A 17,686-nucleotide genomic window follows, 5' to 3' on the forward strand; every position below is an offset into this window, starting at 1 on the left:
GGAGGTAAATCATGACATACGTAAAAGTATCCATACCGAAAATTAGGCTGGGGGCAGGTGCTCCCAAGCCTAAAGAGCCCAATGTTATTTTCATTCTCTCTGAGGATGTGGAAAGCATGCCGACGAAAGATGGGGTGAAGTCTACTTCTCCCATCGTCCTTAAAGATGGGAAAAAAGCCATGGCGGTGTATATGAATCCCAAATCCATCAATCGCTTTGACTCCTCCGAAGGAGAAGCCAGCGAAGAGATGGCAGGATGGCTCAGCAACTTCGAAGGCCAGCGACCAGGTGACGATGAGCACTTCGCCGCCTGGCTGCAGGAGCACCTGAATGAAGGCTTCCTGATCATCACCAAAGAGTGTGGGGACGCACTGGGAACCCGACTGCAGGGAACGCCCTGTAATCCGCTCTTCATGAGTGTGGAAGCACAGGACAACCAGGAGGGAATCATGAGCACGCTCACGATGGTCTCCGGGCAGCGATCCTTTAACAAGATGATCCACTACAGGGACGACGATCCCCCTGTCTATGATCCGCCTGTGATCGGCAGCGGATCTGCCGGATCAGGTATCTAATCGAATCCATGTTCAACCGCCCTCCGGCCCGGATCTCCGGACGGAGGGCTTTTTAATTATACCATCATGAAAAAAGAAACCAAAACCCAGGAATCCGGGAAGGATGTCCAGAAAATCGAAACTTCCACTAAAAAAAAGTCAGGCAACAACAAGGCCGCTGCCGAAACTGCGGAAGATGCCGATATAGCGGAGAAACCGGAAAAACCCGCTACGGATGATAAAGAAAAGGGGACCGCTGACAAGCTAGCCGAAAAGGAGGAAGTTTCGGACAACTCCGATCCCATCTGCATCGTGATCCCCTACCTGGCAGCTAAAGCCAAAGGAGACGAATTGCGTTATGCCGTACGAGCCTGGGAAAAGAGTATTCCCGATACTCGAATCGTTATCGTAGGGGATAAACCCGCCTGGGCAGGGAAGGGCCTGGAACATATCCTCCACAAGCCCCAAAGCAAAAATCCCCAGGTGGATGTGGCGCATAAGATGATGGCAGCCATCGCTTCGGACCTGGTTCCGAATGTGTTTGTCTGGACCAATGACGATATCTTTACCCTCTGCCCGTTAGAGCTTGCCGATATCATGACTCTGAAAAGCCACGGCCTGCTGGCCAACCGGGGTAAAGCGAACGGAGTCTATCAGGAAAATGCCAAACGAACGCTGGAAGCCCTGAAAAAGCAGGGAATCGCCGCACCATATGACTATGCTACTCATACGCCGGTCATCGTAGAAAAGCAGGGATTGGCAAAGATCATCGAACAGTTTGGCTGCGATAAGGAAGGTCATTTGGTCTATACCTTATATGCCAATATGTTTTTCAGGGATCACCGGCCCATCATTACGCAGAATGACGGAAGGGGCTCCATTATTGCCTCTGTCTACCGGTCCAATCCGGATATCCGTATCCTGGACAAGGTCCTGGCCAGCCGCAAGTGGATCAATAACAATGATTCCGGATGGAAAGCCCTGGAGCCAAAACTTAAATCCCTCTTTCCGGGTAAGTGCCGGTTTGAGAAGTAAATCTAATTTGCATAAAACGCCATTTAAATAGCATTTCACGCAAATCAATTTACCTATGGATAAAGTCAAGGTATACACCTGGCTAAAGGCCGGGGCTCCTCTGGATGAGGGGCTCCGGCTTTTTGCACAGGATAGCGGGGAGGATCACCCCTTTGTTCGCCTGGCTCGGTACAATCACCAGATAGCCTATCCCATTCTGATCCGGGAGCTGGCCGCCAGGGCAAAGGTCAGCCTGGCCGAGGTGCGCCGGATCCGGGCCGGACAAAAGAAGGGAAGCTTCCGGGAAAACTGGCCCTTTCTCTCCGATCCATCCTGCCCTCCGGAGCTGAAGGTGTTGGCAGCCGATAAGATCACCGCCTACTGGAACTATGTGCGCGGGCATGAGCAGCTCTTTGACTGCAGCAGTAAGGAAGAACAGTGGTCGACTGTAAAGATGCTGATGGAAAACTACAAAGAAAACCGGGCCATCATCGCCGAATTTGTTCACTACCGGGATCATGGCCATGTGCTGGGAAAGCATCCGGTATTCCGGGAAATGAAGGAGCTTGAGAAGCTGCGAAAACTGGGCCCCATTGACCTGATAAAAATGGAGGAACGACTGGAACACAACATCTGGCGGATTGAGGACGAGTTGCGCAAAAACAAAAAGCCCCACCTGCAGGCGGAAAGAGAACGGCGGCTCCGGATCAAAAGGCGGAAGCTGAAGGAAGTAAAGCGGCTAATTGATGAGATGAAATGAAACTGTTTGACCTGAAGGAAATAGCCCCTGTACGGGAGTCAGCAGGCAAGGAGGATAAAGCGGAGATCCACCGGGCAAAATTTGAAAGCAAGCACCTCGCCAAAATTGCCTCACTTAAAAATCTGATGGGGAAGCTTCCTGAACCAGGTGAGGCTTTTTTTCTCTATACCCTGAAAAGCTTCAATGCCTTTACCTTCATTACTTACATTATCAAAAACTGTGGGGAAATCGAGGAGTTAACCTTCAGTACCTATTCCATCAACGAGCGGATTCTTTCCAGTTTGCTTCGCTGGTACGATAAGGGGAGCATTCGAAAAATCCGCATGTCCATTTCCGAATCAGTCAAACACCGGATGCCAAAAGTTTTTGACCTGATAGAACTACAGCGTAAAGAGCGCAACTTCGAGGTTTGCTATTGCTGGAATCACAGTAAGGTGACCCTGATCCGGAGCCAGGGAAATTATTTTGTGATCGAGGGAAGCGGAAATTTTTCGGAAAATGCCATGCACGAACAATATGTTTTCGTCAATGATAAGCAGCTTTTTGAATTTAGAAATCACTGCCTTATGTCCCTGGAAATTTGATGGATAGAATTCTCCTTTGAAAAAATGAGATTAGGGTAAAAGTTAATTTATTAGGTGTAAAATTATTAATAACGTTAAATACAAAAAAAAGTAAATTAAATACTTAAAAATGTTGTTTGTAACTAATTAATTACTCAATTTTGGCTCGATTAATTAACAGCCTGTAGTCACGAATAAAACTTAACCAAAGGCAGCCGATTACCTGTATTTTTGCTGCGGGCTGAGGTTTCGGTGCCTTGCATCTTATTTTTATCATGACAGAAACATGTAGAGAGAAAAGGTTGTTGCTCTTAGGCGAACAACTGGAACTGTTTTACCAATTTGAGAATACTTTTACACCATACTTTCTCATTCTTGGTAAAATATGTGCACTTCGAAACCTGCTTCCCCTCCTTCAGGATCACATTAGCCGGGAGGAAGTTGAGCAGATTCTGCTTCTGATGGAAGTGCTTCGGAAATGTTCGGAGCTGATGCAAAAACAAACCTATTGAACCGATGTCCTTCCCAAGCCAGGGAAGGACATTTATTTTTGGGTATGAACCTAACGTTTCCACTGGACGAAGAGCGAATTACCGAACTGGAAAGCCTGGCCGCTCTGGGCTATAGCCCGGAGGAAATGGCGGTCTATTTTGACGTGGACAAGTTCTTTTTTGTCCAGGCTGCCCTGGACGTAGAAAGCAATGTCCATTATCATATCAAGCGGGGCCAGCTCATGTCTGTGGCCAAAGAACAGATGTCCCTGCTGGGAGATGCCGAAAAGGGCAACGTGACTGCCTCCCAGCAGTTGGGGAAAATCCGGAGATCCAGAAGTTGGGAGCTTTCGAAATTGGATATCTTTGGCGGTGCCATTGACAAAAAGTTACTGAGAAAGCTGGAAGACTATATTGAGGGCGGCAGCATCAATGAGCTGAGCACAGAGGAAGCCATCTACCTAGATGCCCTGACCCTGATCAACTCCATGAGCCGGAAGTATGGCCGGCGAAACACTGTCAAGTTTTTCACCCGTGATCCCTGGAATCTGCAGTACCGGCGGGCATCGGAAATGTACGATGAGGCGGTAACCTTGTTTTACACCGATCGGAATATAGAGAAGAAAGCCCTGCGCAATCTATACGCTGACCAGCTGGACGAAGCGGCGCTCATCGTCCGGGACAATGCGGAATCAAGTAAGGATTGGGAAGTGTACGGCAACCTGATTGATAAGGCCGCGCGGATGCGGGAACTGGACAAGCCCGATCCGGAAAAGCTGGACAAGGAAATCTACCTCAAGCCCCTGCGCTACTACTCCCTGGATCCTGCCAGCGTGGGACTGCCCACTATCAACCGGCAGGAGCTGGCCAATCAGATCGAGGCCTTGGAAATACCTGAGCGGGAAAAGGCCCGACTGAAGCAGGAAGCCAGCCTGGAAAACATCAAACTCGAAGACCGATTCAATGAGCTGGAGAAAGAAGCCAAAGGAGAATAGCCCGGGACTGGATCGAGTCTTTGCCAACTGGCTCTCCCAGCTCTGCATGATGATCCTTCCCAAGTCGCTGTATATGGTGGCTGGCCGTGGATCGGCAAAGACTACCGATATCCAGGTGGAACGCCTCCTGGAAATGGTCTATGACCTGCCAGGTGCACCGGTGGCCTGGGTGGCCGATACCTACAGTAACCTGCAGAAAAACGTGCTTCGGACCGTAAAGGAAGGATTGACCGCTAAGGGCATGGTCGAGGGCGTTCACTACGTGATCGGCAAGCGGCCCCCGGAGATCCCCCAGAAAGAAAGGCCCGACCTGCCTCCGGAGCTAAAAGAACATTTCTGGAAGCCCTATAATGAGGTGGGTTCCTATCGCCATACCATCGTTTTCTTCACCGGCTTTAACATCACCTTTGGCAGCCTGGACCGGCCCGCTTCCCTGGCGGGTGGTAACTATGTGCATGTGTTTGGCGATGAGGTAAAGTACTTTCGCAAAGAGCGGATTCTTAACCTGCAAAAGGCCATCCGTGGCATGCGGGTGAAGTATGGGCATTCGGTATTTTACCGGGGCCATACCTTCACCACCGATATGCCCAATGTGGACCAGGTGGGCGAATATGATTGGGTTCTCGAGCGCGGAAACCGGATGAACACCGCCGCCCTGCTTCGGGTATTGCGGACGGCCTTTGTGGCAAATGAAGCCCTCGGAGAATACTATGCCGCCTGTGAGGAAGGGAATACGGAGGAAATTATCAGCAAGAAGCGCACCTGGCAGCGCTGGGTGGAACGCTGGACCGCTACCCGCCTGGCGAAGGATGCCCACAGTATGTTCTACATCGCCAGTTCCTACGTCAATGTCGATATCCTGACATCCGAATGGTTTGAGGATGCTTTCAATGATGACTTTATCGATGCCAAAACCACCGTACTCAGCCTAAAGCCGTCCCCGGAGACGGGTGAGCTCTTCTATGCGAACCTGGGGGAGCGGCACTTTTACCAGGACGGCACCAGCCCGGACTGGGAAATGCGCTTTGGGCTGCAGGATGAAGAAGACTGCCGGATCCTGAAATACCATGAGCGGAGCAAAGCCATCGATATGGGTTTGGACTTTGGCAACATGCATTCCATGACCCTGGCGCAGGAAATCGGCAAGCACTACCGGGTAAGCAAATTCATTTACACCCTGTCTCCTGAATGGATCCGGGAACTGGCCGATAAATTCCTGGCTTTCTACAAGCCTCATCGGGAAAAGACAATTCATCTGTATTACGATCGGGCGGCAAATAACTACAAAAAGGCCGGTCAAGATCTGGCCACCCAACTAAAGAAAGCCCTGGAAGTGGATGGAGAGGGAAACCGCACCGGCTGGAAAGTGATCCTGATGAGCGAAGGCCAGGGGAATATTGGTCAAAATGAGGAGTACAATTTTATGCAGGAGCTCTTCCAGGAGCACAACCGGAAGCTGCCACGAGTGCTGATCGATTATTTTCACTGCAAACCACTGCGCTGCTCCCTGCAGCTGGCCAAAACCAAAAAGCGTACGGATCGGGGCCGTAACATAGTAGCCAAAGACAAAACCCCCGAAAAGCTCCCCATCCACCGGCTGCCCCTGGAAAGTACCAATCCATCCGACAGCTTCAAATACCTGATGATGCGCAAGACCTGGCGGCGGCATGTACGGGGAGCAAGGAAGCCGGAAGTGGGTGATGCGAGTGTGAGGGGGTGAGATACAATTTTTTTTGTACTTTTAGTTGTGACTTAAAACTAATTTAATGAAAGATCTGCTTGAATACATCAAAAGTTGGTATGATTCTGTAGCCGAAAGAGTCAAAATGCCTATTTTGAACTCATTTTTGATTTCATGGATAATAATCAACTGGAAAATAGTATTGATACTTTTGTTTTCAGATACAAGCATAGAATCAAGAATAGCAATGGTATCCCATATATCTGACTCTACACAATGGCATGTGTATTTGGTTCCAGTTCTTTTAGCAATAGCATATACTTTTGGCCGACCTTATTTATTAGGGTTTATCCATAGGAGATTGGAAAATATAAACTTCAATAATTTTAGTTCGAAAATTGATTATAGTAAAAAGTCATCAATAAAACGACGAGAGCTTATCAAAGTGAAAAGAGAGGAGGAAGTAGTCAGAGCAGGGCAACTCGAATATAAGGCGCTGAATGATGAAATTGAAAAGCTTAAAAACCAATTGGATGAAAAAAATGAAAAAATTTCCGATTTGTCAAATGAGAACAAAAGTTATTCGGAGGAGATTGCCTCTAAAAATACGGAAATTAAGGAGTTTAAGGAAAAAAATGAAAAAGCACTGTCTAGCATATTAAAACAATTGAATCCGGAAAATCTGTCCCAGGATCCACGCAAAAGCTTGGAAATTTCCCTACTTGAAAATGTATTTTATGCTCGTCGAAATATCAGAGAGTATCAAAATCGCCGTATTAGAATTAATAATGATAATTTAATTGCACTAAAAAGAATGGGTTTTGATAAAATTTGGTCACGAATTTTAAATGGTGAATTTGATATTGAGAATATTTATCCGGATTTAGAAATAGAATATTTTTTACAACAGAATCTTATTTTCAAGGTTGAATCAGAAAAAGGGAATTTATATGTTTTAACTGAATTGGGATTGGCATACGAAGACCCTAACGAATAATAATTTGTCCTTTTCCCCCTTCCAATCCTATGCGAAATTAGTCGCATGGGTCAATTTACCGATCCGAGGTAAACGTTAAAATTTCCCTGAAGACATAAACCTATTTGACAGCTTCAAATACCTGATGATGCGCAAGACCTGGCGGCGGCATGTTCGTGGTGCCAGAAAGCCAGAAGTGGGTGATGCTAGCGTGAGGGGGTCCATTTAATTTGGAAGAGGTTACTTTGGAAGGTTGTATCAAACTCATCAGTAATAATTAATTTAAATGGATTATATGCTACTTTTTCCATTATATTTAAATCATCTGTAACTAGTGTCATTATTTTTTGTATTGGATCTACCGGATATACCGTCGACCCTAAAAACCTAGCATTTTCCTTTGTCATGGGTAATTTTGTGTCAGTAGGAAGGCCATTATTATAAAAAACTATTTTTGCTTTTAATAAGTGGATGGGTAATTCTGATATATTGAATATTTCTACGGTTAGGTAGACATAAATACCATCATTTTTTACATCTGGGGGACCGTTTTGAGAAATTTTAAATTTTAGTTTTTTTTCTCGTGTCCGTTTCCTTTCTTCAATTTCATAAAATTCTCGTCTTTTGCTCATTTGATATTGCTTCCAGTTAAAAAATAGAGAAACTAATAATCCAATTGCCAAAATTATCGTGTCCAAATGTTCCATTCTCTAATATACAAATAATTCCCTGTCCTTTTCCCCCTCCCAATCCCATGCGAAATTAGGCGCATGGGTCAATTAACCGTTTACGAAGCCATTTCAGAGATGCGGAAGCGTTCTGCCCAGGGGCAGGAGGTTTCCTTTTCCTTTATGTCGTACTCCGAATCCAAGCAGGAAACCCAGGGCATCGTGGAAGTGCGCCGGGCCAGGCTGCGCCCCAGGAGTCAGGATATTGATATTGAAAACGGGGAACTCCTGGAACCCTACACCGACCTGGACACCCTGGAGCAGCGGCGATTCTACATACCCACGCTGATGACCTTTAACGGGCAAAAAACCACCTTGCTATGAGCGAAATCAAGAAAATAGGCAAATCCCGTGTGGCGAATACCGATGCCGGGGCCTTTGTGATGGGAAATAATCCCTTTGCCCATTTTGATGAGTATGCGGGCCTCTCCCGCACGGTAGACTGGGAAGCTGATCCCGCCCTGATCGGTGGGGTGAAGCTGGTACCGCATGGCCTGAATAATGACCTGCCCGTGATCATCCGGGACATCATGGACAAAAACAACCTGGCTCCCGGTATCCTGGAAAGGGAAATGGGCCTGCTCTATGGGGATGGACCGCAGCTGTACCAGGTGAAGTACGAGGAAGGAAAGGTCAGCCGGGAATACGTGGAAGATGCCCAGGTGCAAGCCTGGCTGGACAGCTGGGACTATAAGCGCTACATCGACATGGCCATGGTGGAATACAAGTACATGAAGGGCGTGTATGTGAAGCGGGTCCGAAACCGGGCTCCCAGGATTGGCGGTCCCGGTATGATCAAGTACCTGGAAGTGATTCCCGGCACGGATGCCCGCCTGGAATGGCCGGAAAAGGGACCAAAACGGCTTGAATCCGTAAAGCGGATATGGGTGGGTGACTTCCAAAACCATTGCCTGCATACGGGTATGACAGGTTACCCGGTCCACGATCCGTGGAATCCTTTCAAACATGGAATTTCCATCGCCTACCATAACAAATATAGCTTTGGGCGTAACTTCTATAGTGTACCCAGCTATTACGGTTCGCTCAATTGGATCATGCGCAGCTCCGATATTCCGGAGGTACTGAAATACCTGAGTGAAAATGGGATCACCTCAGCCTATCATATCCATAGCCCGGCCGGTTATTGGGAAGCCAAGGAAGAGAAAATCGAAAAGATGCACCCTGGGGAGACCGAAGCCCAGCGCAGCAAACGGGTGGAAGAACTGAAGGACAAAACCTTCCAAAAAATGGCCCGAGTACTGACCGGCAAACGAAATGCCGGGAAGTTTATCGAGACGGTGGACTTCTATGACGAAGACGGCAACAAAAACGAATGGAAGGTGGAAGCCATCGACCAAAAGATCAAGGATTTTGTCGAAAGCCAGGTGAAGATCGGTGAAAAGGCCGATTCGGCTACCACTTCCGGCATGGGCTTGCATCCTTCCCTTTCCAATATCATCGTGAACGGGCAGTTGAGCAGTGGATCCCAAATGCTTTATGCGCTTAAGTTATACATGGCCTCAGATACTACACTGCCCGAGGAAGTGGTATTTGAACCCATCAATCAGGCCATAGCCGCCAATTTCAAGGGTAAAAAGCTGCGCATGGGCTTCTACCATCATTCGGTGATGAAGGAAGAGGATGTGGCCCCAAATGAGCGATTAGTCAATAACGCAGAAAACCCCTCTTGATCATGCTATTCAACAAAGACAATAACGGAGCAGTGGAACTCCGGGACCGGACCGGATCTTATTACGCCAACAATAAATTTGAGCGGGTGGCCACGGACGTGATGCTGGCCGAATCTGAAATCACCAAGCTGGTAGGTCAAGCGGTCTATGATCGGGCACATGACCATTACCGAAGTGAGAACTACCAGGCGGTCAACCCGGACGAAACCCAGGCACTGAATGACCAGCTGGTCCTGCTACTGCAGATCCCCATTGCCTACCGGGCCACCTTTAACTATTACCAATCCAATCTGGTCTCTCATGAGGATGCCGGCCGGAAAGTAAAGCTGGATCCGGAAAATGAGAAGATGCCCTGGGAATGGATGCTGGACCGGGACGATGAAGCACAGCTCCGCAAAGCCCATCAGACCACGGATCTGCTACTGGCCTGGCTGGAAGAGAAACAGCTTCCGGAATGGATGGACAGCCAAAATAGGAAAACCGCCAGGCGGCTCTTCGTTCACAACGAGACCATCTTTCAGGATGCCTATCCCATTGATGCCAGCCCACGGTTTTACTATACGGTGCTTCCCTGGATACGGGAAATTCAGGAACGGGCCATCAAGAAAGCGTTAGGAGCGAAGTATTCGGAATTGTTAAGCTATCACCTCGAGGGCACGACTGGCAGTGGCTCCGGCAGTTCGGGAATCCCGTCTGCAGATGGGGATCCGGATATTGAAGAATTGCTAGGCCTGGTACAAAAAGCCATCCCGCTCCTGGTGATGGTCATGGCTGTGAAGCGGCTCAGCCTGCAGGTGTTGCCGGAAGGCGTGGTGCAACAGTTTAAAAGCAACATGCAAAGCCGGGCAGCTAGTGCAGCGGCCTTACCGGAGGTGATCAGCTGGCACGCGAAGCGATTACAGGAGGATGCTGCAGAGGTATTGGATGATGTTCGGCTCTGGCTGCAGCGGGCAGATCCGGAGTCCGGGACTTATCCACTATTGCCGGAGAATGAGGAAAGAAATAAATTTTTCCGCACATGAACACCCTGGAACTTCCCGAAAAATCCATTCATATCGAAATTCCCTCTCACTGGGACGAAATGGATCAGGCACAGCGCCTGTATTGCCTGAAGCAGGCGGTACTGGCCAGTGCCGGAGTGATCCGTCCGGAAGAGGCCCTGGTCCGCTGCTTCTATCAGCTGGCCGATATCCAGCGAGATTATAAAAGTGTGGCCATGGAGCGGATCATGAGTGAGGAGCAGCGCATGGAAAAGCAAAGCAGGACCTGGATGCTGGCGGAATCGCTTTGCGGCTTTGTGTTCCGGAAAAATGAAAAGGAAGAGCTTGAAATCTGTTACGAAACGGTGTTCAATCACTTCCCCGTGATCCGGGCAGGAAAGCTAAAGCTGTACGGGCCTGCCCATCTGCTGGCAGATCTGACCTTTGGCGAATTCCGGGCAGCCCTGGAAGAAATGAACGAGTACTTCGATACTCGGGAATCAGAATGCATGTTCCGTTTCCTGGCCTGCCTGTACAGGCCGGAGCGCAGCGGCTTTGCCCAGCTCTCCCAGCGGGAAGACTTTGACGGATTTCGCCGGGAACCCTTTAACCGCTCCCGGCTCCCCATCAACGCCCAACATACCGCCCAGGTGGGGCAGGTGATCCAGACGGCCATTCTCTTGTGGTTTAGTTACCTGGTCGGCTATATCCAGAAAGAAACGCTCGTTCTGGGTGGGGTGGGAGTGAATTTTTCCAGCCTGTTTGGCAGTGGATCCGGTGATGAACGCCGGTCTCGCGGCAATGGATGGGTATCCGTACTGCATAACGTAGCCAAGGAAGGTCCTTTTGGAGATGTCGAGAAAACCGACAAAATGGGGCTCTTTGATGTGCTGCTGTACATGAAAGACTGTGACGATCAGAACAGGGAAATGAAGCGCAAACTCAAAAATAAATGATAGGGATCAAGGATTTTAACGCCCTTTGTGCTGAATGGGTGGCTACAATTCCGGCACTAGAAGGCCATCACCTGGTGGCCCAAGATAATCATGCGATCAACTCACTGAAAGATGAGCGAGGCATCCAGCTAGTGGCCGTAATCCCCTCAGCCAATGCCTCCGGCCGGGACCCTTCCAGCCTGGTGGATGATCACAGCACCTACCTGTTTGTCATTGACAAGGGTTGGACCGATCAGCAGAAAGGCGAACAACTGGACCAATATGAAAAGACGCAGGAAATTATTCTGGCCATCCGGGAGGAGATTTTGGAAAGCTTTGAGGAAGGTTGCGGCCCCTTTTGGCGGCTGCAGGCCGAAAGCATCAACATCGACCCGGAATTCAACATCTTTGGCGGCTGGAACGGCTGGTCCATGCTGCTCAGTTTCTAGCATCCGGGAAAAAAGTGCCTTTGATGGACGGGTGGTAATCGAGTCCTGCCCAAAATGCCATAAGGTGATATTTTTTCATATCGACTGATCCGGGCATTTGAATGGGTTTGGCCCGGATCCTACGCATGGCGGGAGTTGTGCGTATTTTTTTTGGTATATTTAGCTTTTAATTTGACAAAACTACTATGGGACAAATTCTGTATCCAGATGAAAAAGAGTTTAAAGGGCCTTGGCTCCTTAGCCGTGAAGATTTGGAGAAGTTAAATGAGATAGTTTCAGAAATAGATGATTTACTTAAGACGTCCTGGGACAATAAGATCAATCGTGAAATATTAGAGGATAATCCTGATATTAATCCAGACGGACTAGCAAAAGAATTTGAAAGAATAAAAAAAAGAGTTTACCCATTTGATAACAGAATCGATTGTCAACTAATTTCTAAAGATGGAATTAAACTATCAGATAGTACTATTAATGGGCTTCTAAAGCATCCTGGCCTGCCAAAAATGGCTCCTCATGAAATTGTCATTAATATATCCCGTGGATCTTCGTACAGTAACAAATTTGATTTAAGATTAACACGACTTTTTGGTGGAGATCTTAAATATCAACTAAAATGTTACGACCCGGCAATAAAAGAAGACATCCAGCATAAGATTGACTGTTGGATAGAGGATAATCAACCTAGAAGGATCTTAAGTATTTGGGCTAATTATGGTGGTGCCATTTCATATTTTTTGTTCTTTCTATTGATCTATTTACTGATCTATAGTTTAAGCGATTCATATACCTCGTATAGTGATATAATGAAAAGAGAATCATATGAAATAATAAAGCAAGGGGTAGACTCAACTAACATTTATAAGGCAATAGATTTATTGTTGAAATCTGAAAGTGGGTATGTGCCCGATGAATTTATTAAAGAGGAAAAACCAAGAGACCCGATATATTTACGTTTACTACTAATAGGGGTATTTGTTTTCATAATTGTAATAATAAAACCTAAGACGACCGTTGGAATTGGGCAGATGAAAGCTAGATATGGATTTTACCTCTTTTGGATAAAATTTGTAACAATTATCCTCCCAACAGCACTGATCTTAGGACCCTTCTGGAGAAAACTAACTATGTGGTTGTACTAAATATTTGTCTAACAAACACTAGCATGAGAAATTTCCGTTTGATCGTCCTTATTGGGGCAATTGGCATGAGCTGGTCTTGTGAGCAAAAAAGTACGGGGAACTCCCGTTACGAGGAAGTGCATTCAACCTTTGCGGCGGCGCTGGTAGCAGCTGACCTGCATCATCAGATTGAAGAGAAGCGTTTTTATGAACAGGAGTTTGTGGCCGCTTGGGAGATCAGCGAAGATTCCCTGAGCCGATACGCTACTTTTTTTAAGGAGCTGGTAGATGCCAATTTTTATTTTGATGGAAAAACTCCCCTCGCCGATCTGAAAAACATGAAGGAGGACTTTGACGCCTATGAAGTGGAATTTCGGGAAAAGGGGTTTGATGATTTTTGCCAGGCACTCAGAGAGTGGAATGTGCTGTACGGTAAGCCCGAAACGGAGTATACCAACTGGCTACAGGAGCACGGATATACCCGTGAGGAGTTTGAGAAAGATATTCTGGACGTGAATATTCGATTTGGTCAATTTTGTAAGATCAAATGGGAAAAGGAAAAACGTGACCTGGCAACAGAATAAAAAATCTTCCTGGTACCTGGCCTGGTTTGGAATGTATAAAAATATGAGTAAATTTATACATGGGATCCTTTAGAAATATCATAGTGATCCGGAAAGAAGGGCATGAGGAATTTTGGTCCAATTTGAAGCTCTTGTGCAAACATCATCCGGAATTTTCCTACGAATACATCAAATCCTGGAAGTTTCCATTTGATTATAAAGGGTGGAGTTTTAAGAAGGTTGAGGTGAATAAAATAGTTTAAAGAATGGTGAAGAGTGCAAAAATTTCATCTTGTGAGAAATATCGGTATACCCTGACGCGAATATGGGAAACAGGAAAACCTTTAGTATTATTCGTAATGCTTAACCCCTCAACTGCCGATGCAACAAAAGATGACCGGACAATAACTAGGTGTATTGGGTTTTCAAAATCGTGGGGTTATGGTGGACTGCATGTATGTAATTTATTTGCCTTTCGAGCCACAAAGCCAAAAGATTTATTAATATGTGACAATCCATTTGGCGATGAAAATATTGATCATATCCGACAGCTTATTGATAAAGTAGACAAAGTTATTTGCGCCTGGGGTAATCGGAAACTATTGAAAAAGCTATTAAATGGCCAAAAGGGAACTGATTTAATCAGTTTTGCGAAAGGTAAACTTTATGCGATTGATTTAGGAAAAAATGGTACACCAAAACACCCACTTTATCTAAAATCGGATTTACTACCTGTACGACTGAAGTTGGATTCCCAATTTTAACGAGCCTTTTACCATTCAGCATTCGCAGAATGTGGTGGGTGGCCATGGTGCAGGGTAGAAGCAAACAAACCACCTTATTTTCTCCCCTGTCCATCATGCGATAGTAATGATTATTTTTTGCAGAAAAATACCGGCGAAAGGAGGATACGTGGGAAAAAAGACATCATTGAATAAGGAATAAAATTTTCAAAAGATTGAAGTTAATAAAGTTTCACTGAAATAAATAAATTCGCCGAAGGCACCATATATTTTAAGGGACTTTTCGTCCCTTTTTTTAACCCTACTCCCTGGCCCGAAGGGACCGCCCCGCGGTATGTTTCCGTTAAGGAGCTTCTACTATTTTTTGGCAATGAGCGGTAGGCAACAATCTTTTACCATGCAACATTCGCAGAATGTGTTGAGGGCATGTTGCAGGGTAAAAGCAGACAAACCACCTTATTTTCTCCCGGGTCCATCATACGATAGTAATGATAATTTTTTGAAGAAAAATGCCGACGAAAGGAGGGGACACGGGAGAAAATGCCGCTTCCAACGCGGGAAACTACCCTAATAGTTAGGTAGTTTCCAGACATTAAAAAGTAACTGCCCGATTAAATCATGCCTTCATCCCCAAAAGAATAGTAATCTGTATCTGTAATTATAAGATGATCCAATACGGGGATTTCCAGCGTTTTACCGGCGTTAACCAGTTTTTTGGTTAGGGTAATATCGGCCTGTGAGGGTCTTAAATTCCCGCTTGGGTGGTTGTGTATCAAAATAATAGCGTTAGCCAGGTTTTCCAAGGCATGTTTAAAAATCAGTTTGGGGTCTGCTATGGTGGCAGAGGTTCCCCCCTGACTTATCAGTTTATGGCAAATAACCTTATTGCTTCGGTTTAGCAGGATGATGTAAAAATATTCCACTACTTCATCCAAAAGGTAGGGTTTAAAATAACTGTACACATCACCCGAACATTTAATGGAAAATATTTTACCCGGGCTGTTCAATACCCAGCGCCGGCGGCCCATTTCGAAAGCTGCCAAGATAGCGGCGGCTCTTGTGTGACTGATGTTTTTAATTTTCATCAGGTCGTTAGCGGAAAGTTTGGCAAGGGCTGCCAAATTGTTATTTGAAAGTTTCAAAATTTCTCTTGCGGTGTCCTCTGGCAGGTTAAAAGCTGCACTGATTAACATGGTATTGCTCAGAGCTGCCTTTCCTTTGTCGTAAAGTGTTTGAATTGGTTCTTTTAGTTTCATGGTTAAATCACAATGTCAAGGTTTACGGATTGAATAAAATTTACTTTGGGCTCTTCCACTTTGGAAGCTTGCTGTTTTTCCTGCGCCAATTCTTCGGCGGTTATTACCTGCTTGTCAGAAAACAGGTAACAGATAGGGAAAAACCTATATTCGTCTTCCTCCGGTGCTTCCTGCCCTTTCTGCTGTGCTTCCTGGGCTCGTTGTTTGCCTATCGGCTGCCCCCAGACCAAAAAAGCTTTGGATCCTTTTTTTATGGTGGCTCCTTGCTCTTTCCATTGTTTGAAGGTGTTAAACTCTTCCGCTCCTTCGGTGTCGTACATGTGATTTAAAAGCATGTAATTCACGGTACGGGAGGCCCAAAAAAGGGCCTCGTTTTCCGTTTCTGCTGCTTCTGCCATGTCGTTTCTGATTTCCTTGGCTTCGTTGCTTAGGGCTATGAGTTGCGCCCTTTTGGGGTTCATTTGCTTTTCCATTTTTAGGCGTTGATTAGTGTTTGCAATTCGTTTCTTTTCTCGTTGATTTTGCCGATGGCAAAGCCAAGGACCTCACCGATAAGTTTGATATTTTGGATTTTTAAAACTTCCTGCTCGCTTCCGTATGTGGTAGGCTTGTAGGTGATTTTCATAAAATACCGGTCTGTCAAAAACTCGTCTTCCTCTTGGTCCTTCTGGATTTCTTCCCCTACTTTCAAAAGGTTGTCTGCGTAGTTGTCCAAAAGGTTAAGGCGTTTAATCATTTCCTGCTTTTCCTGGAAGAATTTTATTTTTTCCTCTAGGCTTTGGGGCTGCTGGCTTAGCTGTGTTTCAAGCTTTTTAATTTGTGCTTTCAGTTGCTCCACTTCGTTTTTTCCGGTGGGCTGTGTTGTTGTTTTTTTGGTCTGTTCTTTCATGATTTTTAAAGGTTATATCTGTTTGTTTGTTTATATAAATATACGCATATATTTAGGTTTCACCAACCTATAAAAACCTGTATTAAAGGATCTTAGCTTTCGTTTCGCCCATTGAATGGGCAGAAGTAAAGCAGGAAAGACTAAAATTTTTTTTACCTCTTTTTTGGAGAAAAAAGGCCAGAAAGTGGCTTAAAACGGCTAAAAAGAGCCTGTTTTAGCACTTAAAAAAAATATTTAAACTTGATTTTCAGCGGTTTAAGGTTTTGATTACTTTTTTCAAAAGTCATTCTGTCAGAATTGACCCCGACTCCGCCCTCCTTTGTGTTTGCAATTGCAAAAAGACTTTTTGAAATGGATATATGACAAGCCGCCCCCCACACCCCAAAAAATCCCACCAATTAACCAGTGCGACCCCAGGAGCACACCATATTTTTTTCTATTTTTGAAGTGCTAAAACATCAAACATTATGAAAATAGAATTTAAATTTGGTCGGAGTCGGATGATCGTGAGGTCCCGGGGGTTTATTAAGCAAATGTTTGATGTACCCAGCAGCTCCGGCCACCATACTTTAATACCATGCCTAAAACATCAAACACGTACTACCTTGTCTATGAAATCAAAAGCATAGATAAAGACCAACTGAGAAAATTTATCACAGAATTGAAATCCACAACTGGTATGATACCCTTTAAGGTTATGGATTATCAAGAGAATCCGATTAAGATTTAGTTTATTCACTAGCCCGGGCCTTTTTGTCCGGGTTTTTTTGGCTTAGGGATCGCAATGGATAGCCCGGAGCCTTGGAACAAGGCGAGGACTAGTAATGAAGTAGCCCGGTTCCGTATGGAAAAGCCCCTCCCTTTGTCCTTTATTTACCCCACCCACCCCCATAGCTTAGTAAGAAAATGCTACTGCTGTGGAAGATGCCATAATCAAAAAGGAATTCGTCCGACGGATATTGAAAGAGGAAGCCTACCGGTTGGAAAGAAACCAGGGCCTCCAAATGAGAAAGCTGCTTCATTTCCATACTGGTACCTTGGAAAGCGAAAGAGACTTTCACATCCATCAAGAAGCTGGACTGGATGGGAAACTAACTTTTAAGCACAAAGCCTACGAGCGATTTTTGGATCTCAAAAAGAAACCCCAACTAAAACGGGGAAGACGGATCAAAAGGAAAAACTACCCCATTCACAACAAATTTGTATTCGGGCATTACTACGTGATTGCCAATAGGCTCATGGTAGACTTTACCAATGACGTAGCAGCATCGCTAAAACGTGAAATGGAAAGGTAGCC

Annotated in this window: 21 protein-coding genes; 17 read left to right on the forward strand and 4 right to left on the reverse strand. The window is 45.9% G+C overall.

Annotation, left to right across the window (positions count from 1 at the left end; translation table 11 throughout):
- Positions 1–11 precede the first annotated feature (11 nt).
- The 8 genes from GJS45_RS17740 (at position 12) to GJS45_RS17775 (ending at position 7,055) form a co-directional block, all read left to right on the forward strand.
- Positions 12–575: a hypothetical protein gene (locus GJS45_RS17740; RefSeq protein WP_162343214.1), complete on the forward strand. Its 564-nt coding sequence runs from the start codon at positions 12–14 to the stop codon at positions 573–575.
- Positions 576–641: 66 nt separating this feature from the next.
- A complete protein-coding gene (locus GJS45_RS17745) occupies positions 642–1,589 on the forward strand; it encodes a hypothetical protein (protein ID WP_162343215.1) in 948 nt (315 codons plus the stop codon).
- A gap of 55 nt (positions 1,590–1,644) precedes the next feature.
- Positions 1,645–2,328, forward strand: coding sequence for a hypothetical protein (locus GJS45_RS17750; RefSeq protein ID WP_162343216.1), 684 nt, complete (start codon positions 1,645–1,647; stop codon positions 2,326–2,328).
- Entirely contained in the window at positions 2,325–2,912 is a 588-nt protein-coding gene (locus GJS45_RS17755; protein WP_162343217.1) for a phospholipase D-like domain-containing protein, read from the forward strand. Before GJS45_RS17750 ends, GJS45_RS17755 begins: the two co-directional genes overlap by 4 nt.
- 254 nt (positions 2,913–3,166) lie before the next feature.
- Positions 3,167–3,403, forward strand: a complete 237-nt coding sequence (locus tag GJS45_RS17760; protein ID WP_162343218.1) for a hypothetical protein — start codon at positions 3,167–3,169, stop codon at positions 3,401–3,403.
- 44 nt (positions 3,404–3,447) lie between these two features.
- Positions 3,448–4,377, forward strand: coding sequence for a hypothetical protein (locus GJS45_RS17765; RefSeq protein ID WP_162343219.1), 930 nt, complete (start codon positions 3,448–3,450; stop codon positions 4,375–4,377).
- Positions 4,346–6,097, forward strand: a complete 1,752-nt coding sequence (locus GJS45_RS17770; RefSeq protein WP_162343220.1) for a hypothetical protein — start codon at positions 4,346–4,348, stop codon at positions 6,095–6,097. Before GJS45_RS17765 ends, GJS45_RS17770 begins: the two co-directional genes overlap by 32 nt.
- Before the next feature lie 46 nt (positions 6,098–6,143).
- Positions 6,144–7,055, forward strand: coding sequence for a coiled-coil domain-containing protein (locus GJS45_RS17775; protein WP_162343221.1), 912 nt, complete (start codon positions 6,144–6,146; stop codon positions 7,053–7,055).
- Positions 7,056–7,240: 185 nt separating this feature from the next.
- Here GJS45_RS17775 and GJS45_RS17780 read toward each other — a convergent pair whose 3' ends face one another.
- Entirely contained in the window at positions 7,241–7,666 is a 426-nt protein-coding gene (locus tag GJS45_RS17780) for a hypothetical protein (protein WP_162343222.1), read from the reverse strand.
- Positions 7,667–7,804: 138 nt separating this feature from the next.
- Between GJS45_RS17780 and GJS45_RS17785 the strand changes: the two genes are divergently transcribed.
- From GJS45_RS17785 to GJS45_RS17820, 8 genes are all read left to right on the forward strand, one after another.
- Positions 7,805–8,086 carry a hypothetical protein gene (locus tag GJS45_RS17785; protein WP_162343223.1) on the forward strand — a complete coding sequence of 94 codons (282 nt, stop codon included), beginning with the start codon at positions 7,805–7,807 and terminating at the stop codon, positions 8,084–8,086.
- Entirely contained in the window at positions 8,083–9,453 is a 1,371-nt protein-coding gene (locus tag GJS45_RS17790; RefSeq protein WP_162343224.1) for a hypothetical protein, read from the forward strand. The genes GJS45_RS17785 and GJS45_RS17790 overlap by 4 nt, the downstream gene beginning before the upstream one ends.
- Before the next feature lie 2 nt (positions 9,454–9,455).
- On the forward strand, positions 9,456–10,475 hold the full coding sequence (locus GJS45_RS17795; RefSeq protein ID WP_162343225.1) for a DUF6712 family protein: 1,020 nt from the start codon (positions 9,456–9,458) through the stop codon (positions 10,473–10,475).
- Positions 10,472–11,389, forward strand: a complete 918-nt coding sequence (locus GJS45_RS17800) for a hypothetical protein (RefSeq protein ID WP_162343226.1) — start codon at positions 10,472–10,474, stop codon at positions 11,387–11,389. Before GJS45_RS17795 ends, GJS45_RS17800 begins: the two co-directional genes overlap by 4 nt.
- Positions 11,386–11,817, forward strand: a complete 432-nt coding sequence (locus tag GJS45_RS17805; protein ID WP_162343227.1) for a hypothetical protein — start codon at positions 11,386–11,388, stop codon at positions 11,815–11,817. The genes GJS45_RS17800 and GJS45_RS17805 overlap by 4 nt, the downstream gene beginning before the upstream one ends.
- A gap of 185 nt (positions 11,818–12,002) precedes the next feature.
- Positions 12,003–12,959, forward strand: coding sequence for a hypothetical protein (locus tag GJS45_RS17810; RefSeq protein WP_162343228.1), 957 nt, complete (start codon positions 12,003–12,005; stop codon positions 12,957–12,959).
- 23 nt (positions 12,960–12,982) lie between these two features.
- Positions 12,983–13,522, forward strand: coding sequence for a hypothetical protein (locus tag GJS45_RS17815; protein WP_162343229.1), 540 nt, complete (start codon positions 12,983–12,985; stop codon positions 13,520–13,522).
- A 245-nt stretch (positions 13,523–13,767) separates the two neighbouring features.
- A complete protein-coding gene (locus tag GJS45_RS17820) occupies positions 13,768–14,265 on the forward strand; it encodes a DUF1643 domain-containing protein (RefSeq protein WP_162343230.1) in 498 nt (165 codons plus the stop codon).
- 590 nt (positions 14,266–14,855) lie between these two features.
- On the opposite strand, the gene GJS45_RS17825 is transcribed toward GJS45_RS17820, so the two are convergent.
- From GJS45_RS17825 to GJS45_RS17835, 3 genes are read right to left on the reverse strand one after another with little or no spacing between them, the layout of a single operon-like run.
- Entirely contained in the window at positions 14,856–15,500 is a 645-nt protein-coding gene (locus GJS45_RS17825) for a JAB domain-containing protein (protein ID WP_162343231.1), read from the reverse strand.
- 2 nt (positions 15,501–15,502) lie between these two features.
- Positions 15,503–15,973: an ArdC family protein gene (locus GJS45_RS17830; protein ID WP_162343232.1), complete on the reverse strand. Its 471-nt coding sequence runs from the start codon at positions 15,971–15,973 to the stop codon at positions 15,503–15,505.
- A gap of 2 nt (positions 15,974–15,975) precedes the next feature.
- Positions 15,976–16,389 (reverse strand): hypothetical protein, encoded by a 414-nt coding sequence (locus GJS45_RS17835; RefSeq protein WP_162343233.1) that lies wholly within the window; start codon positions 16,387–16,389, stop codon positions 15,976–15,978.
- Between the two features lie 917 nt (positions 16,390–17,306).
- Here GJS45_RS17835 and GJS45_RS17840 point away from each other — a divergent pair.
- Positions 17,307–17,684 carry a hypothetical protein gene (locus tag GJS45_RS17840; RefSeq protein WP_162343234.1) on the forward strand — a complete coding sequence of 126 codons (378 nt, stop codon included), beginning with the start codon at positions 17,307–17,309 and terminating at the stop codon, positions 17,682–17,684.
- Positions 17,685–17,686 lie beyond the last annotated feature (2 nt).

Origin of the sequence: Cyclobacterium salsum, from assembly GCF_010119245.1 — a bacterium.
In the GTDB taxonomy this organism is placed as follows: Bacteria; Bacteroidota; Bacteroidia; order Cytophagales; family Cyclobacteriaceae; genus Cyclobacterium; species Cyclobacterium salsum.

Bases quoted from the DNA above. Each gene is read 5' to 3' on its own strand.
- GJS45_RS17810 (WP_162343228.1), top strand. From the start codon at position 12,003: ATGGGACAAATTCTGTATCCAGATGAAAAAGAGTTTAAAGGGCCTTGG.
- GJS45_RS17750 (WP_162343216.1), top strand. From the start codon at position 1,645: ATGGATAAAGTCAAGGTATACACCTGGCTAAAGGCCGGGGCTCCTCTG.
- GJS45_RS17745 (WP_162343215.1), top strand. From the start codon at position 642: ATGAAAAAAGAAACCAAAACCCAGGAATCCGGGAAGGATGTCCAGAAA.
- GJS45_RS17820 (WP_162343230.1), top strand. From the start codon at position 13,768: ATGGTGAAGAGTGCAAAAATTTCATCTTGTGAGAAATATCGGTATACC.
- GJS45_RS17775 (WP_162343221.1), top strand. From the start codon at position 6,144: ATGAAAGATCTGCTTGAATACATCAAAAGTTGGTATGATTCTGTAGCC.
- GJS45_RS17795 (WP_162343225.1), top strand. From the start codon at position 9,456: ATGCTATTCAACAAAGACAATAACGGAGCAGTGGAACTCCGGGACCGG.
- GJS45_RS17805 (WP_162343227.1), top strand. From the start codon at position 11,386: ATGATAGGGATCAAGGATTTTAACGCCCTTTGTGCTGAATGGGTGGCT.
- GJS45_RS17755 (WP_162343217.1), top strand. From the start codon at position 2,325: ATGAAACTGTTTGACCTGAAGGAAATAGCCCCTGTACGGGAGTCAGCA.
- GJS45_RS17785 (WP_162343223.1), top strand. From the start codon at position 7,805: ATGGGTCAATTAACCGTTTACGAAGCCATTTCAGAGATGCGGAAGCGT.
- GJS45_RS17765 (WP_162343219.1), top strand. From the start codon at position 3,448: ATGAACCTAACGTTTCCACTGGACGAAGAGCGAATTACCGAACTGGAA.
- GJS45_RS17770 (WP_162343220.1), top strand. From the start codon at position 4,346: ATGAGCTGGAGAAAGAAGCCAAAGGAGAATAGCCCGGGACTGGATCGA.
- GJS45_RS17835 (WP_162343233.1), bottom strand. From the start codon at position 16,389: ATGAAAGAACAGACCAAAAAAACAACAACACAGCCCACCGGAAAAAAC.
- GJS45_RS17790 (WP_162343224.1), top strand. From the start codon at position 8,083: ATGAGCGAAATCAAGAAAATAGGCAAATCCCGTGTGGCGAATACCGAT.
- GJS45_RS17740 (WP_162343214.1), top strand. From the start codon at position 12: ATGACATACGTAAAAGTATCCATACCGAAAATTAGGCTGGGGGCAGGT.
- GJS45_RS17830 (WP_162343232.1), bottom strand. From the start codon at position 15,973: ATGGAAAAGCAAATGAACCCCAAAAGGGCGCAACTCATAGCCCTAAGC.
- GJS45_RS17825 (WP_162343231.1), bottom strand. From the start codon at position 15,500: ATGAAACTAAAAGAACCAATTCAAACACTTTACGACAAAGGAAAGGCA.
- GJS45_RS17815 (WP_162343229.1), top strand. From the start codon at position 12,983: ATGAGAAATTTCCGTTTGATCGTCCTTATTGGGGCAATTGGCATGAGC.
- GJS45_RS17780 (WP_162343222.1), bottom strand. From the start codon at position 7,666: ATGAGCAAAAGACGAGAATTTTATGAAATTGAAGAAAGGAAACGGACA.
- GJS45_RS17760 (WP_162343218.1), top strand. From the start codon at position 3,167: ATGACAGAAACATGTAGAGAGAAAAGGTTGTTGCTCTTAGGCGAACAA.
- GJS45_RS17800 (WP_162343226.1), top strand. From the start codon at position 10,472: ATGAACACCCTGGAACTTCCCGAAAAATCCATTCATATCGAAATTCCC.